Origin of the sequence: Vibrio sp. D54, assembly GCF_021728075.1 — a bacterium.
Taxonomy (GTDB): domain Bacteria; phylum Pseudomonadota; class Gammaproteobacteria; order Enterobacterales; family Vibrionaceae; genus Vibrio; species Vibrio alginolyticus.
Map to the genome: position 1 here is coordinate 1 of NZ_JAKKCS010000001.1, position 14,500 is coordinate 14,500.

13 protein-coding genes, 1 rRNA gene and 1 riboswitch are annotated in these 14,500 nt (G+C 47.7%); of the genes, 9 read left to right on the forward strand and 5 right to left on the reverse strand.

Features of this window, described 5'->3' with window-relative positions; genetic code table 11:
- Positions 1-372, reverse strand: a 16S ribosomal RNA gene (locus tag L3V37_RS00005); the annotation flags it as partial.
- 468 nt (positions 373-840) lie between these two features.
- Positions 841-1,365, reverse strand: coding sequence for a DUF3087 domain-containing protein (locus L3V37_RS00010; protein ID WP_237305593.1), 525 nt, complete (start codon positions 1,363-1,365; stop codon positions 841-843).
- A gap of 160 nt (positions 1,366-1,525) precedes the next feature.
- Between L3V37_RS00010 and trmY the strand changes: the two genes are divergently transcribed.
- Positions 1,526-2,125 (forward strand): tRNA (pseudouridine(54)-N(1))-methyltransferase TrmY, encoded by a 600-nt coding sequence (trmY, locus tag L3V37_RS00015; protein ID WP_017634347.1) that lies wholly within the window; start codon positions 1,526-1,528, stop codon positions 2,123-2,125.
- Positions 2,126-2,202: 77 nt separating this feature from the next.
- On the opposite strand, the gene L3V37_RS00020 is transcribed toward trmY, so the two are convergent.
- Complete coding sequence (locus L3V37_RS00020; protein WP_237305594.1) at positions 2,203-3,546, reverse strand: TldD/PmbA family protein; 1,344 nt, start codon at positions 3,544-3,546, stop codon at positions 2,203-2,205.
- Entirely contained in the window at positions 3,546-4,931 is a 1,386-nt protein-coding gene (locus tag L3V37_RS00025; protein ID WP_104976329.1) for a TldD/PmbA family protein, read from the reverse strand. The genes L3V37_RS00020 and L3V37_RS00025 overlap by 1 nt, the downstream gene beginning before the upstream one ends.
- Positions 4,932-5,242: 311 nt before the next feature.
- Positions 5,243-5,350: riboswitch (TPP riboswitch) on the forward strand.
- A gap of 97 nt (positions 5,351-5,447) precedes the next feature.
- Between L3V37_RS00025 and thiD the strand changes: the two genes are divergently transcribed.
- From thiD to L3V37_RS00065, 8 genes are all read left to right on the forward strand, one after another.
- Positions 5,448-6,305 (forward strand): bifunctional hydroxymethylpyrimidine kinase/phosphomethylpyrimidine kinase, encoded by an 858-nt coding sequence (gene thiD, locus L3V37_RS00030; protein ID WP_005383329.1) that lies wholly within the window; start codon positions 5,448-5,450, stop codon positions 6,303-6,305.
- On the forward strand, positions 6,295-7,050 hold the full coding sequence (locus L3V37_RS00035) for an ABC transporter ATP-binding protein (protein WP_213969193.1): 756 nt from the start codon (positions 6,295-6,297) through the stop codon (positions 7,048-7,050). Before thiD ends, L3V37_RS00035 begins: the two co-directional genes overlap by 11 nt.
- The gene (locus L3V37_RS00040; RefSeq protein ID WP_213886347.1) at positions 7,043-7,843 is read left to right on the forward strand and encodes an ABC transporter permease; all 801 of its coding nucleotides are present in this window, start codon (positions 7,043-7,045) and stop codon (positions 7,841-7,843) included. Before L3V37_RS00035 ends, L3V37_RS00040 begins: the two co-directional genes overlap by 8 nt.
- A 47-nt stretch (positions 7,844-7,890) precedes the next feature.
- Positions 7,891-8,841: an ABC transporter substrate-binding protein gene (locus tag L3V37_RS00045; RefSeq protein ID WP_005374293.1), complete on the forward strand. Its 951-nt coding sequence runs from the start codon at positions 7,891-7,893 to the stop codon at positions 8,839-8,841.
- A gap of 54 nt (positions 8,842-8,895) precedes the next feature.
- Complete coding sequence (tenA, locus tag L3V37_RS00050; protein ID WP_053304011.1) at positions 8,896-9,564, forward strand: thiaminase II; 669 nt, start codon at positions 8,896-8,898, stop codon at positions 9,562-9,564.
- 12 nt (positions 9,565-9,576) lie between these two features.
- On the forward strand, positions 9,577-10,368 hold the full coding sequence (gene thiM, locus L3V37_RS00055; protein WP_158159445.1) for a hydroxyethylthiazole kinase: 792 nt from the start codon (positions 9,577-9,579) through the stop codon (positions 10,366-10,368).
- Between the two features lie 61 nt (positions 10,369-10,429).
- Positions 10,430-11,044 (forward strand): thiamine phosphate synthase, encoded by a 615-nt coding sequence (thiE, locus tag L3V37_RS00060; RefSeq protein ID WP_237305595.1) that lies wholly within the window; start codon positions 10,430-10,432, stop codon positions 11,042-11,044.
- Positions 11,045-11,254: 210 nt separating this feature from the next.
- Positions 11,255-11,980, forward strand: a complete 726-nt coding sequence (locus tag L3V37_RS00065) for a phosphatase PAP2 family protein (RefSeq protein ID WP_206949219.1) — start codon at positions 11,255-11,257, stop codon at positions 11,978-11,980.
- Positions 11,981-12,050: 70 nt separating this feature from the next.
- Here L3V37_RS00065 and L3V37_RS00070 read toward each other — a convergent pair whose 3' ends face one another.
- Complete coding sequence (locus tag L3V37_RS00070) at positions 12,051-14,498, reverse strand: trimethylamine-N-oxide reductase 2 (RefSeq protein WP_237305596.1); 2,448 nt, start codon at positions 14,496-14,498, stop codon at positions 12,051-12,053.
- Positions 14,499-14,500: the final 2 nt, after the last annotated feature.

Below are 14,500 nucleotides of genomic sequence, written 5' to 3' on the forward strand. Positions count from 1 at the left end.
CCCCACTGCTGCCTCCCGTAGGAGTCTGGACCGTGTCTCAGTTCCAGTGTGGCTGATCATCCTCTCAGACCAGCTAGGGATCGTCGCCTTGGTGAGCCCTTACCTCACCAACTAGCTAATCCCACCTAGGCATATCCTGACGCGAGAGGCCCGAAGGTCCCCCTCTTTGGCCCGTAGGCATCATGCGGTATTAGCCATCGTTTCCAATGGTTATCCCCCACATCAGGGCAATTTCCTAGGCATTACTCACCCGTCCGCCGCTCGACGCCGTTATCGTTCCCCGAAGGTTCAGATAACTCGTTTCCGCTCGACTTGCATGTGTTAGGCCTGCCGCCAGCGTTCAATCTGAGCCATGATCAAACTCTTCAATTTAAGATTTTGTTCGGCTCAATGAATACTGAACATTACATAAAGTAATGTTTGAATTGACTGTGCTGAATCCGAAGATTCAATGGTCACTTCGTTTCATTGAAACCTAATTTGATACCGAGGTATCGAATTGGATTATCATCAACGAGTGCCCACACAGATTGATAGGTCTATATTGTTAAAGAGCTTGCTTCGTAAGCTTTGCCATCGAAGCGGAGGCGTATTCTAAGGAATTAATTTTCAGTGTCAAACACTTTTTTAAATTAATTTTTAGAAGTTTTCTTTCGCCTTCTTGCCAACCGCTTTTGCGTTTCCGCTTTGCCCTGACAACGGAGGCGCATTATAGGGAGATGATTTTTCTTGGCAACCCCTTTTCAGAAAAAAAATCAAAAAAAAGCGTCGAATGATTAAATCTCACTCAAACGCTTAATTTTAGCACTCAGTTGTTAACTTCAAGTAGCAAATAGGCAATCAATATGTGTCTAGCCAAGACTCTTCAAAGCCTGTGATATCGAGACTCATTGATTGCGCCGCTTCGATTTGCTCGATAGCCTCCAATTCTTTATTTACACTGCTCATCGTCAGTGTGTTGTTGTCTAGCTCAAACACCTGACTTTGAGTCGTATAGTAGAACTTAAGGATCGTCAGCGCTTTTACATCGCCATTGTTCGCGGCTGCTTTAATGCTTCTTAGTTTACGAAAGATCTTGTTGTGCAGCTGCTTGAGTTTCCAAACGTACAGCACTTCTTCCATGTATGGTCGAGTTTTAATTTGATTCAATAAAGAGAGGGAAGTTGCAACTGCGAGAACGACACCAATCAAATTCCAATGGAAATTGCCCGTTGATTGTTCTGGTACGACTTCAGTGTTGCCGAACAAAACAATCAACAAGGTACTAAAGGCAAGAGAGGAGATGGCGAGCAACGCAACAAAACCGCCAATCACAAGGTTTACTTTCTTTTTATAAATGTCTTTATTTATCTGTTTGATTTCCATATACCACTCCTAACAGGGTTGCCTCCTATTCTAACCAGCACACCCAGCTCCACAATCGAAGCTTTGTAAGTAAGTTCACATTTGCTATTAAACTCGCATCCCTTCCCTGCTTGGGTATATACTTCCGCGCATTCACTCTTCCTATATAGAGGCTAAATTCATGCGCTCTTTTGTTTTACGAGCTCGCGCGGCGCCAACCACCAGCAAAGCACTGTTAGAAGGTGTTGGTAATGAAGCGCATACAGAGATTCTTGCTCATACCATGATGAACACGATGTTCGTTGCTCAATCACACCGTGAAGATGTGGTTGTTCACTTGGTTTTAGAAAGCACAAAAGATTTCTCACGCACCATTACTATTCGCTCTAACGACATCACCAACATTGGCGGCTTCCATGAGTCAACCTTGATTGCAGCAGTGGCTCGCGCTTTGGATGCTTCGGTTGGTATGGGCAAAGAGCAACTTCGTGAAGTCGAACCTGGTATTACCGTTCGTACAGTGAGCTTTGAACGCCTAGTACAAGAGCTGGCAGAAGATCACCAACTATATATGCTGGATAAGAAAGGCGAATTTGTTCGTGATGCAGAAATTGGTGAAAATCCATGTTTCTTGCTAACTGACCATATACCGATGCCGAAGAAGTCTTTTAACAGCTTGAAGCGCCTTGGCACAGAGAAAATCAGCTTAGGTCCTAAGATGCTTTTCGCTTCTCAGTGTGTGGTATTGATCCACAATGAGTTGGACATTCGCGAATTTTAATTCTCGCGAGTTAATCACTCTATAAAAGAAAGAGGACTCCATTGAGTCCTCTTTTTGTTTCTATAGGAATGCTACGTTTACTTACCACCAATGCTCAAGCGTGCAAAGCGAACGTCTGGCGAGAAGAAAGTGCGGCTATCGTTAATTAACTGAGTATCACCCACTGCCTCAACTTCTTGCAGCATCTTGTAGAAGTTACCCGCTACTGTAATACCACGTACTGGTTGAATGCGCTCACCATCACGGCACAAGAAGCCACTCGCCCCAAATGAGAAATCACCACTCACTGCATCCGCACCAGAATGGACACCTTGAAGCTCGACTAACTCTAGGTACTCTCCCGCTTTTACTTCTGATGCACTGCTGTTGCCTGTCGCAATCACTTTGTGATTCGCTGATACGTCTAGGCTCGATTTTGCACCGCGAGCGGCACTTGCTGTCGAGACTGCGCCCAAGTAACTTGCGGTCTGGCTGTTGTGTAGCAAGGTTTTCAACTCACCATTAGCAATCATGACATTATCTTGAGTAGCGAAGCCTTCACTATCAAAACTCGCGATTGCCATACCATTTGGCATGTAAGCCGTATCAGTAAAGGTAATTAAATCACTCGCAACACGTTGACCAAGCTTGTCACCCAGTGGCGTAATGCCTTTCATCGCGCTTACGCCAGAGAAAGCACTGCCGAAAGCACCGAATAAACTTGCTAGCGCATTGATGTGGAAAATAGCAGGGTAGTTACCTGTCGCAACCGGAGCACCTTCCAGAAGATCACGAGCAAGGTTGTAGCCACCTTCTATACAGTAAGCTGGATTCAACTCATCAAAACGGCGACCAAGTGACATTCTGCCCGCCATTGACTGTTTGCCATTTTTTTCAAACAAGGTATACGCGTAACAAGTGAACGAGCGCTCGAAGTGTTGACACAATGTGCCTTGAGTATTGGCAATGATCAGTTGTGTTTCGCCATCGCTGTAACCATTGTAAGGTGCGCTAGAAGCGTGAGGCAGAGCCACTACGCCTTGCTCAAGTGCGAGAGACAGTTCGATTTTTTCGTCAACAGAAGTGGTATCTTCTTGCGCTATCTCAGCAACATCAGTCGTGATTTGGCTGTTAACGCAACTAATAGTCTGATGTTCATCTTGCTTGGAAAAGCGAGCACTTTGCAGTGCATTAGTTAGCATTAAATCCAAGCTTGGTTGCTCTAACGACTCAGAGTAGCTTGTCGCAACGCGCGCATCTTTCACAACACGAACACCCAGCACTTGGCTTGAGCTGACTTTGTACTCATCCAGCTTGCCTTGGTTTGCTTTCAGCGAAAAGCTGCTGTTACGGTTCACAATCACATCCGCTTCCGCACCTTGCCGTTTGGCTTCTGACAGGACGTAATCAACCGCGTTAAGAAGTTGTTGTTCTTGGCTCATTAGTTACCGCCTCCTACCAGAATGTTATCGACTTTCAGCGTTGGCTGACCGACTGTTGTTGGCACTGAACCACTTACGGAACCACACATGCCCGGCGCAAGCGCCATGTCTTTGCCGACCATGCTGATTTCTTTTAACACTTTTGGACCCGTGCTGATCAGCGTTGCTGTTTTCAGAGGCTTGGTGATTTTGCCATTTTCAATGAGATAAGCTTCACGAACAGCAAAGTTAAACTCACCCGTACCCGGTTGAACCGAGCCGCCGCCCATCTTCTTCGCATAGATACCACGTTCAATGCCTGCAAGCATGTCATTAAGTGAATGCTCGCCCTCTTCGATAAAGGTGTTACGCATGCGCGAGGTTGGTGCGAACTTGTAGTTTTGACGACGACCAGAACCCGTAGGCTCATAACCTGTCTTCATGCCACCCATTTTATCGACCATGAAGCTGGTTAGCTTACCGTCTTTGATCAGTTGAGTGCGCTGAGTCTTCATACCTTCATCATCAATGTGAATCGAGCCCCATTCGTTGGTCATGGTGCCATCATCGACTGCATTCACTGCGGTGTGAGCAACCATTTCGCCCATCTTGTCGTGGAAGACTGATGCTTTCTTCGCAACGGAAGTGGTTTCTAGCAAGTGACCACATGCTTCATGGAAGATAACGCCGCCAAAGCCGTTACCAATCACCACCGGCATTTCACCCGATGGACAAGCATCCGCGCCAAGTTTTACTAACGCTTGCTGCGCGATAGTTTGACCTAGCTCTTTGGCATCAAGCTGTTCACTGAATTCCCAACCAGCAAGAGCGCCAGGACCTTCCATACCAGAAGACTGCTCATTACCTTTTTGCGCGACAGTATTACCAGCAACTCGTATGTAGTGACGGGTATCGTCAACGTGTAGACCTTCTGAGTTGAAGATAGACACTTGCTGTTCACGCTGAAGCACACTGCCAATGAACTGGCTGATATGTTCACTCTCTGCGCGTGCGGCTTGGTCAACTTGCAACAGGAAAGCAATTTTAGAATCTAGGTTAGCGTCTTTGCCAAGTGGCATACGACAACCATGTTGAATTGGGTAGCGGTTCAAATTCAAAGAACCCGCTGACGCGATTTGCTCACGCTTGTCTTTTGCAGCAAGCAGCGAGGTTACGCGCTTTAGTTCGGCTTCATCTGTGCTGTTGGTGTAACCGTAAAGCACCTTATGACCGAAAAAAAGACGAATACCGATACCAAAATCGATACCTGAGTTAACCTTATCCACTTCACCAGATGCGATCTGGACAGTGTTGGTTTGGTGATGTTCAACGAATAGTTCAGCGAAATCAGCCCCCAAAAAGAGCGCATGATCGATCACTGACTTCGCTGTTACAGAATTAAGCATGAAGTCTCCTTGCTCGATGATCGTCTTAGCCATCCTAATTAACTGTGAAAAAGTTCAACAAAGTTAAATTGGCAACACGTTAAATTTTAACAGTTTTTCAACCTTGTTTTGTGCTAATCCTTGCTTAACGAGACCACGATTATTTATTAAATATTCCAGGTTCTGCTCATTCACCAGAGCGTTGCACTAGTAAATTCCACCCAGCAAACCATTTAGGTGCTTACTTTATCACTCACCTCGCATAATTGAGTACTCATTATAATTACGCTCAAAAAACGTATCCCTTCCGCAATGGTCCTGCTATCATCCGAACGAAATAGTCGGGGGGCCACACGACAAGTGTTGGCTGAGATCGAAATTCGAGACCCGTTGAACCTGATTCAGTTAGCACTGACGTAGGGAACTATGCACACTTTGCCTTTCGTCGCCCCTCTTAGGTAAGCGATAGCGATCGAAAAATCGATCTATCTGCAACGGTCAAAGTCAGTTCCTATACGTCTTGTAGTAGGAGCGACCATGACGCAGCAATCACAACCTCATTCACATCACACGCCAGCCTTGCCTACCCCTATCGTATTGACCATCGCGGGCTCAGACAGTGGTGGCGGTGCAGGTATTCAAGCCGACATCAAAGCGATGTCCGCAACCGGCAGTTTTGCTTGCTCGGTAATCACGGCGATTACTTCGCAAAATACCCAAGGCGTTTCTGCGATTTTCCCCATTCCTCTCGACCATGTAGAGAGCCAACTTGATGCAGTATTTACCGACCTCAACATCGTTGCAGTCAAAGTGGGCATGCTGGCAGATTCCAACATCATCAAAGTCGTTGCAGACAAAATTAAACAATACCAGCCAAAACACCTCGTGATTGACCCTGTAATGGTGGCCACCAGCGGCGATCTATTACTGGAACAGTCGGCAATCAGTACTTTAAAAGAAGAATTGATTCCGCTCGCAGACATCATTACCCCTAACCTACCCGAAGGCGCAGCATTGACGGGTAAGCCAATGCCTCAATCAGAATCTGAAATGAACGATATGATTACCGACCTTCGTGCGCTTGGCGCCAAAGCTATTCTGCTCAAAGGCGGTCACCTTGAAGAAAATGAAAACAGCAACGATCTGCTTATCATGCAAGACAGTGCCGAGTTAATTAGCGCCAAGCGATTTCCAACCAAAAACACCCATGGCACAGGCTGTACACTTTCTTCCGCCATTGCGTCTTATCTTGGCCAAGGCAACAACCTACACAAAGCGGTGCACCTGGGTAAGCAGTACATCAGCCAAGCTATCGCACACGCTGATGAATTGGATGTAGGTAAAGGCCATGGCCCTGTGAACCACTTTTTTGCGGGTCATACTTATGTTCGCTAACGCGATTGGCATTCAGCTTTCCGATGCTAGCCTGCGATACAAAGATAGCCAAACACCGACTTTAGCAGGAATGAACATGACCATTCCCGTCGGTAAATGGACGGTATTACTCGGACGAAGTGGCTGCGGGAAAACCACAATATTGCGTTACTTAGCTGGCCTACTGGATGACCAAGTTGACTGGCATGGCGAACTCATCACAACCGATGGCGCTGCACTGCATGACCGTATCGCTTACATGGCTCAACAGGATTTATTGCTACCGTGGTTGAATGTGTTAGACAACGTCTGCCTCAGTTCTCGATTTTCTCAAGAGCAAGCACCAGAGCAAAATAGACAACGTGCACTGACTTTACTAAGCCAAGTGGGACTCGCCGATTACGCGGATGCTAAGCCAGCTCAGCTCTCTGGCGGCATGAGACAACGTGTTGCCCTTGCTCGTACTCTGATGCAAGACAAGCCTCTGGTTCTGATGGATGAGCCCTTCTCTGCGCTGGACGCGGTTACTCGCCATAAGTTGCAAACCTTGTCTGCCGAATTATTGAAAAATAAGACGGTTGTTCTGATTACCCACGATCCACAAGAAGCGGTGCGATTAGCGCACCAACTCTATGTGTTGCAAGGCACACCTGCGCAAGCTCAGCACTTGGTCGTTCCAGACTCCAAGCCGCCACGAGTTCTCGATGGAGAGTGCGCCGCGCTTCAACAAGCGATTTTGGATCAATTGGAGAAAGACTATGAGTGATATGACTCAGTACAACTCCGTTTCGGCACGTATTAGTAAAAAAGAACGCGTGACCCATCCGGCTCTGCGCTTAGTTATCAGCACAGCGGTGATCTTGGGATTGTGGCAGTTGGTCGTGGTGATATTCGACATGCCAAACTTCATCTTACCTTCACCAATTGAAGTGCTGGATAGATTGGTCACTCGTTACGATGTCCTGCTCAAACATACTTGGGTTACCGCGCAAGAGATCTTATTTGGCTTGGCGCTTGGATTATCGATGGGTTTGCTGTTCGCATTGCAAATGCTGATGTTCGAGCCGCTGAAGCGTTGGTTATTGCCTATTCTGATTGCTAGCCAAGCGATCCCTGTGTTCGCCATCGCGCCAGTGCTCATGCTTTGGCTGGGTTACGGCATTGCATCAAAAGTAGTCATGGCGGCGATCATCATCTTTTTCCCTGTCACGACATGTTGCTATGACGGCTTGCGCAATACGCCAACAGGTTACCTCGACCTTGCCAAGACCATGGGCGCGTCTAAATGGCAGTTACTTCGTCATATTCAATTGCCAGCCGCCCTACCAACTTTAGCCTCAGGCATTCGTGTTGCCGTCGTTATTGCGCCGATTGGAGCAGTGGTCGGTGAGTGGGTAGGTTCAAGTGAAGGCTTGGGTTATCTGATGCTCCAAGCTAATGCTCGCATGATCATTGACGAGATGTTTGCGGCGCTGTTTATCCTCGCCGTACTGTCTATCTCACTCTACTTCATCACCGATAAGTTATTGAAAAAAGCCATCCCTTGGGAAAGCAAATAATTACAGAAAATAACCAAAGAAAATTGGGAAAGAAAAGGAAGAACCCCGTGAATAAAAACAAACTTATGAGCGCTGCTGCTCTACTCGCTTCAGTGGTATCAACCAACGTACTCGCTGCTGAAAAAGAGATGACGCTGATGCTGGATTGGTTCGTCAACCCAAACCATGGTCCTATCGTGATTGCCAAAGAGCGTGGTTACTTCAAAGAACAAGGTTTGAAGGTCAATATTCAAGAGCCTGCAGATCCAAGCACACCACCTAAGTTGGTCGCGGCAGGTAAAGTCGACATGGCGATTTCTTACCAGCCAAGCCTAACTATCGATGTCGCGGCTGGTTTGCCATTAATCCGCTCTGCGACTTTGATTGCTACGCCACTCAACACGTTGATGGTGTTAGACAACGGTAAGAATGAAAACCTTGGCGACTTAAAAGGCAAGAAGATCGGTATTGCGATCGCAGGCAACGAAGAAGCAACAATCGGCACCATGCTAGCTCAAGAGAACGTGAAGTTTTCTGACGTACAAATCATCAACGTAGGTTGGGCGCTGTCTTCGTCTCTTGCGTCTGGCAAGGTGGATGCGATTTGGGGCGGTCTACGTAACTTCGAAACCAACCAACTGGCACTAGAAGGTTATAAAGCTAAGGCCTTCTTCCCTGAAGAACACGGCGTGCCAGCGTATGACGAGTTAGTCTTCGTAGCCAATGCAAAAAACTACGACAAAGAAGCCATCAAGGCATTCAACAAAGCACTAGAGCAAGCGACCACTTACATCGTTAACCATCCAAAAGAGTCGTGGAAAGAGTTCGTGGCTTATTCACCAGACACGCTCAACAACGAGCTTAACCAACGCGCTTGGAACGACACGCTAACTCGTTTCGCTCTTCGTCCATCCGCAGTAGATCTGAAACGCTACGATGATTATGCGCAGTTCATGTATTCACAAAACATCATCGAAACACTGCCAAAAGCGAAAGATTACGTACCGAGCTTTGACTAATTCTACTGACCTTAGGATCTAAGCCTAGGGTCTTTTGATAACGAGATACTCATAATGAAATACCAAGATTTGATCGACGCTTGCCGCCAAGATTGGCAAGAATACACTGAGCATGCTTTCGTGCAGCAATTGGCGCAAGGCACTCTGGCTCAGCCTTGTTTTCTGCATTACCTAAAGCAGGATTTTCTTTTCCTAAAGCAGTACGCACGAGCTTACGCATTAGCGATCTACAAAGCACGTACTTTGGATGACATGCGCCGTGCCCTACCAAGCGTACACGCATTGCTCGATTCTGAAATCGCCCACCACGTGACTTACTGTGAGCAATGGGGACTGACAGAATCCGACTTAGAAAACGAGCCAGAAGATTTCGGCACTGTGGCTTACACCCGTTACGTATTAGATGCTGGCATGACGGGCGATCTTGTTGATCTATACGCGGCACTAGCACCATGCTCTATCGGTTATGCCGTAATCGGTAAGATGCTGATTGAAGACGAAAGCACTGTGCTCGAAGGTAACCCATACGCAAGTTGGATCAACCTCTACGGTGGTGAGGAATTCCAATCTGGTGTCGCAAAAGGTGCAGAACACTTTAATCAGTTATTGGCGGAAATCGATATCAATAGTCAGCGTGGTCAAAACCTGATTCAGGTATTCAAAACTGCAACGCGTATGGAAGTGGCATTCTGGCAACAAGGTCTAAACGCTCAGCAAGATTAATCGGAGAGTCTCATGTTAATTGAACAAATCACCCAAGCATTAACCGCAGTACGCCAGCAAAAGCCATTAGTCGTCAACATCACTAACTACGTGGTGATGAACAACACGGCAAACGCGCTATTGGCTATCGGCGCTTCTCCAATCATGGCGCACTCCAAACAAGAGATGACAGAGATAATGTCGTTCGCTGGCGCATTGGTTATCAACATCGGTACCCTAGACAGCGTTTGGACACCACGTATGAGCTATGCCGTAGAGCAAGCCAATGCCAACGGTAAAATCGTTGTACTCGACCCTGTCGGTTGCGGAGCAAGCTCACTACGTACCGAGACATCACGTGAGATCGCACGCCTTGCCGACAAGTTGATCATTCGTGGTAACGCCTCAGAAATCATCGGTCTCGCTGGCGAACAAGCACAAAGCAAAGGCGTCGATGCGTTAGACAGCAGCGACGCAGCACTTGGCGCAGCGAACTTCTTAGTTTCAGAGTATGGTGCAAGTGTGGTGATTTCTGGCGAGACTGATTACATCATCACGAAAGAGCAAACTGTGCAGCTAAACAACGGTCACGAGATGATGCCATACGTAACCGGAATGGGCTGCACACTAACGGCACTGACGGGTGCTTTCGCTGCTGTTGGTGATCACTCCGGACTTGCTGCCGCGGCGGTACTGGGCGTTGTGGGTGAAATTGCGGCTGAGCAAGCGCGAGGGCCAGGCAGTCTGCAAATGAACCTGTTGGATGAGCTTTACCAACTGGATGAAGAAACACTGGCAAAACGCCTAAAACTCCAAGTGAGTTAAGCTTTCTCTAACAAATACCGGCCTCTCATTCCCTGTAGATGAGAGGCCCAAAGGAAACAAAATGAACGCCTATCGTTTATATTTGGTCACCGATGACCAACAAGATTTAGCCACACTAAAGCGTGTTGTGAGAAAAGCCGTGGAAGGTGGCGTGACCATGGTACAAGTCCGCGAAAAACACGGCGATGTGCGTGCGTTTATCGAACGTGCTCAAGCCGTGAAAGACATCCTTAAAGATACCAATGTGCCTTTGATCATCAATGACCGCGTTGATGTTGCACTGGCAGTTGATGCCGATGGGGTTCACCTCGGGCAATCAGACATGCCCGCAACTATCGCTCGTGAGTTGATTGGACCAAACAAAATCCTCGGCTTATCCATCGAAAATGAAGAACAGCTTGCACAAGCGAACTCTCTTCCGATTGATTACATCGGCTTGAGCGCAATCTTCGCGACGCCGACCAAAACCAACACAAAAAAACATTGGGGTATTGATGGTTTGAAGATGGCGTTAGAGACGACTTCACTGCCGATTGTTGCCATTGGCGGCATTAACGAAAGTAACATTCCACAGCTTAGCGCCACTGGTGTTCACGGCTTAGCTTTGGTTTCAGCGATTTGCCACGCAGAAGATCCAAAAGCCGCATCGGAATATTTATTAGGGTTGATGAGCTAACCTTGCTCACGCCTGACCAAAGCGCTTATGGATGAGCGCGTTTGCCTTTCAGTACTTTCAACAACCTCTCCTTTCACAACGAAGAGCTGCAATGTCACTTTCACGCTCGAATTGACAGAGCGTTGATAAGTTTTTCACGCCAGATAACGTAAGATAAGCCCCTTATTTTCACGTGGTTGAATAACCCTCAATAAAAACAAAACGCTCTCAATGAAAACCAAAAAATATGGATTGATGATGCTCGCCTTGTTTGTTCTTGGCATCATCCCAATGTCGCTGTTTGGCTCTTATCACAATCTCACTTCACAGGTGCCTGAAAGTCTGGGTATTACTTTTACTTTGCTCACAGATTCTGCTGGTAGCAAAGGCTTTTTAATTACGTTAACACTGCTACTGCTTTCTTTATTTCGCTTTAAACCAAGTCGCATTGAGTGGATACAAAGACTCTCAATGTTAGGGTTGTTACTTGTGATTGGTTTTGCCAGCAAAACGGGGCTAAAACTGATGACAGAAAGCCCGCGTCCCTACGCCGAACTGCTTGCTGCAGAGCAATTGATTGAGCACCCAGAAGCGTTTTATCAGTTGGATACAAAGCAGCAAGCCAACGTAATTAACCAGATTTCTGAACACGTCAGTGATTGGCGAACGCGCCATTGGCAAGGCGAGAAAGACTATTCTTTCCCATCCGGCCATACGATTTTCGTTTCGATTTGTTTGGCTTTCTTTGGCGGGTTGTTCTTACAGAACAAGTGCTATATCTCTGCACTGTCATTATGGATGTGGGGAATGAGCGTCGCATATAGCCGCTTATGGCTGGGGATGCATCGCCCTGAAGATTTAATAGGCTCAGTCTTGTTTGTCGCGATTGTATTTACTTTACTCCCGACATTTCAGATTAAGAAACAGATGCCATTTGTTTCTCTCGCTTCGCGCTAATGTGAACGATTACTAGATAAAAAAGAAGCCAGCGATTCGCTGGCTTCTTGCTTTAAAACGCTACTTTTTTCTAGCCATTTTTTGGTGGTTCAAACGCTGTTAGTTCTAATTCTGGGCCAGTGTATTTTTCAATACGAACCAGTGCCGAGTTCGCCGCACAGCCGTTTGCAAGTCGAGAGGTCGGAATATCCAACGTTAACACGTTACAACCGCCGTTCTTACAAATGCCGGTTTTCGGATCCAGATCCGGCCAGCCGCCTTCATGAATACACACTGAACCTTGCTTGATTCGGTCAGTCACTTCTGCACCAACCAATACTTGGCCACGGTTGTTAAACGCACGAACTAAATCGCCCGTTTTAATACCACGCGCTTTCGCATCTTCAGGGTGAATCCAAATAGGTTCACGGTTTGCAATTGCGTACTCTTCGCGAATCTTCGCGTAGTTAAACTGGCTGTGTAGACGATGCGCTGCGTGCGCGGTCATTAGCTGCAACTCGCCGTCTTTTGCATTGCCAGTGTACTCGGTTGGTGCCATCCACGTTGGGTGTGGAGGACAGTCTTCCAACTGATAACCTTCAATGGTTTTCGAGAAGATTTCAATCTTACCACTTGGCGTACCTAGCGGGTTCATGATCGGGTCTTCACGGAAATCTGCGTAACGAACAAACTGTGCGTTCTTCTCGTTCCACTTCATCTCGATCAGTTGGTTATCTTCCCAGAACTTGCTGAAGTTCGGCATTGCTACGCGAGAGCCACGGCCACCTTGTTGCGCCGCCTTGTAGAAGCCGTACAGCCATTCCATTTCGGTTTTGCCTTCGGTGTATACGTCACGGCCACCCGGAGCTAGCATCTCTGCCATGTCCGCGAATACATCGAAGTCATTACGCGCTTCACCTTGCGGCTCAACCACTTGCTTCATTGGCACCAAGTGTTGGTTACTGTAGTCACCCGTCATCGTTAAGTCGTTACGCTCGAACGATGTGGTGATTGGCAGAACAATGTCCGCGTGCTTCGCAGCCGCCGTCCAGTAAGGCTCTGAAATCACGATCAGCTCAGGCTTTTGCCACGCTTTAATCAAGCGGTTGGTGTCTTGGTGGTGAGTAAAGTTCGCACCGCCAGCCCACCAAATCATCTTAATGTCCGGGAACGTCAGTTCATGACCGTTGTGATGGTAGGATTGACCTGGGTTTTCCAACGCCTCAACAATACGTGCCACAGGGAAGCTTTGCACCGCGCCAGACACCGCCCAGTCGTTCCCCGCAGAAGAGCCGCCACCCAGCGATGCCGAAATCGCAGGAAGTACTCCAGCATCACGAGCAGGGTTACCACCGTTTGAGTAGTGGTAAGAGAAACCAAAACCACCGCCCGGTAAACCGATCTGACCCAACATCGTTGCCAGTGTAACCAGCATCCAGTGACGCTGCTCACCGTATTGTTGGCGCTGCATGCCCCAACCCGCCATCAGCATGGTGCGGTTTTTACTGAAGATGTCAGCCAGTAGCTCAAGTTGCTTCGCAGGTACGCCACAGATTTGTGATGCCCATTCTGCTGATTTTTCTACGCCGTCTTCTTCGCCCATCAGGTACGCTTCAAACTTGTCGTAACCTGCGGTGTATTTATCGAGGAAGGCTTTATCGTGCTTACCTTGTTTCACCAAGGTGTGTGCGATACCCATCATCATTGCCACGTCGGTCATTGGGTGAGGAGCAATCCACTCCGCATTCTCGCCAAAGAACTCGATGGTTTCAGAACGAATTGGGTCAATCGCAATAACCGTCTTGCCTGATTTTTTCAATTGATGGAAGAATTCAAGACCAGCACAGTCTGTTGAGCTCCACGCGATTTTTAGAGTGTTGATTGGGTTTAAGCCCCAAAGCACAACCACATCGCTGTGCTCTAATACCACTGGGTACGTGGTTTGTTGCTCGTACACTTCGATAGAGCCCACAACGTGCGGCATGATGATCTGCGCAGCACCCGTTGAGTAGTCACCCAAGTGGCCTGAATAGCCACCCGCCATGCTCATGTAACGTTGCAGCAAGGTTTGTGCTTTGTGCAGCACGCCACTTGAACGCCAGCCGTAAGAGCCTGCAAACACAGAAGCCGGGCCATATTCTTTGCGAATTCGCATGTGCTGTTCGTGGATCAGCTTGTAAGCCTCATCCCAAGACACACGCACAAACTCATCACTACCGCGCACACCTTCTGGCGACGATGGGTTTGCCAAGTAGCCTTTACGTACCATTGGGTACTTCACACGCGCCTTGGTATGCACTTGGTCAGGCCCAGTAGTTTGTAGACTATTTGGTACAGTTTGTGGAAGAGCATTAGTAGTCGAAACCAACTTACCGTCTTGCACTTCACACAGCATTGGGCCCATGCGGCCCGCCGTTAGAATGCCTTTGCCGCGAGCATTAGAAGAAGCAACAGACATAGGTGCAAATGAAGTGAATGCCATTGCACCAGCCGCCATACCAGTGCCTTTTAGAAATCCGCGACGGGTCATATTAGTCATAA

Coding starts and splice junctions, on each gene's coding strand:
- L3V37_RS00010 (WP_237305593.1), bottom strand. CDS start 1,365: ATGGAAATCAAACAGATAAATAAAGACATTTATAAAAAGAAAGTAAAC.
- trmY (WP_017634347.1), top strand. CDS start 1,526: ATGCGCTCTTTTGTTTTACGAGCTCGCGCGGCGCCAACCACCAGCAAA.
- L3V37_RS00020 (WP_237305594.1), bottom strand. CDS start 3,546: ATGAGCCAAGAACAACAACTTCTTAACGCGGTTGATTACGTCCTGTCA.
- L3V37_RS00025 (WP_104976329.1), bottom strand. CDS start 4,931: ATGCTTAATTCTGTAACAGCGAAGTCAGTGATCGATCATGCGCTCTTT.
- thiD (WP_005383329.1), top strand. CDS start 5,448: ATGACGCAGCAATCACAACCTCATTCACATCACACGCCAGCCTTGCCT.
- L3V37_RS00035 (WP_213969193.1), top strand. CDS start 6,295: ATGTTCGCTAACGCGATTGGCATTCAGCTTTCCGATGCTAGCCTGCGA.
- L3V37_RS00040 (WP_213886347.1), top strand. CDS start 7,043: ATGAGTGATATGACTCAGTACAACTCCGTTTCGGCACGTATTAGTAAA.
- tenA (WP_053304011.1), top strand. CDS start 8,896: ATGAAATACCAAGATTTGATCGACGCTTGCCGCCAAGATTGGCAAGAA.
- thiM (WP_158159445.1), top strand. CDS start 9,577: ATGTTAATTGAACAAATCACCCAAGCATTAACCGCAGTACGCCAGCAA.
- thiE (WP_237305595.1), top strand. CDS start 10,430: ATGAACGCCTATCGTTTATATTTGGTCACCGATGACCAACAAGATTTA.
- L3V37_RS00065 (WP_206949219.1), top strand. CDS start 11,255: ATGAAAACCAAAAAATATGGATTGATGATGCTCGCCTTGTTTGTTCTT.
- L3V37_RS00070 (WP_237305596.1), bottom strand. CDS start 14,498: ATGACTAATATGACCCGTCGCGGATTTCTAAAAGGCACTGGTATGGCG.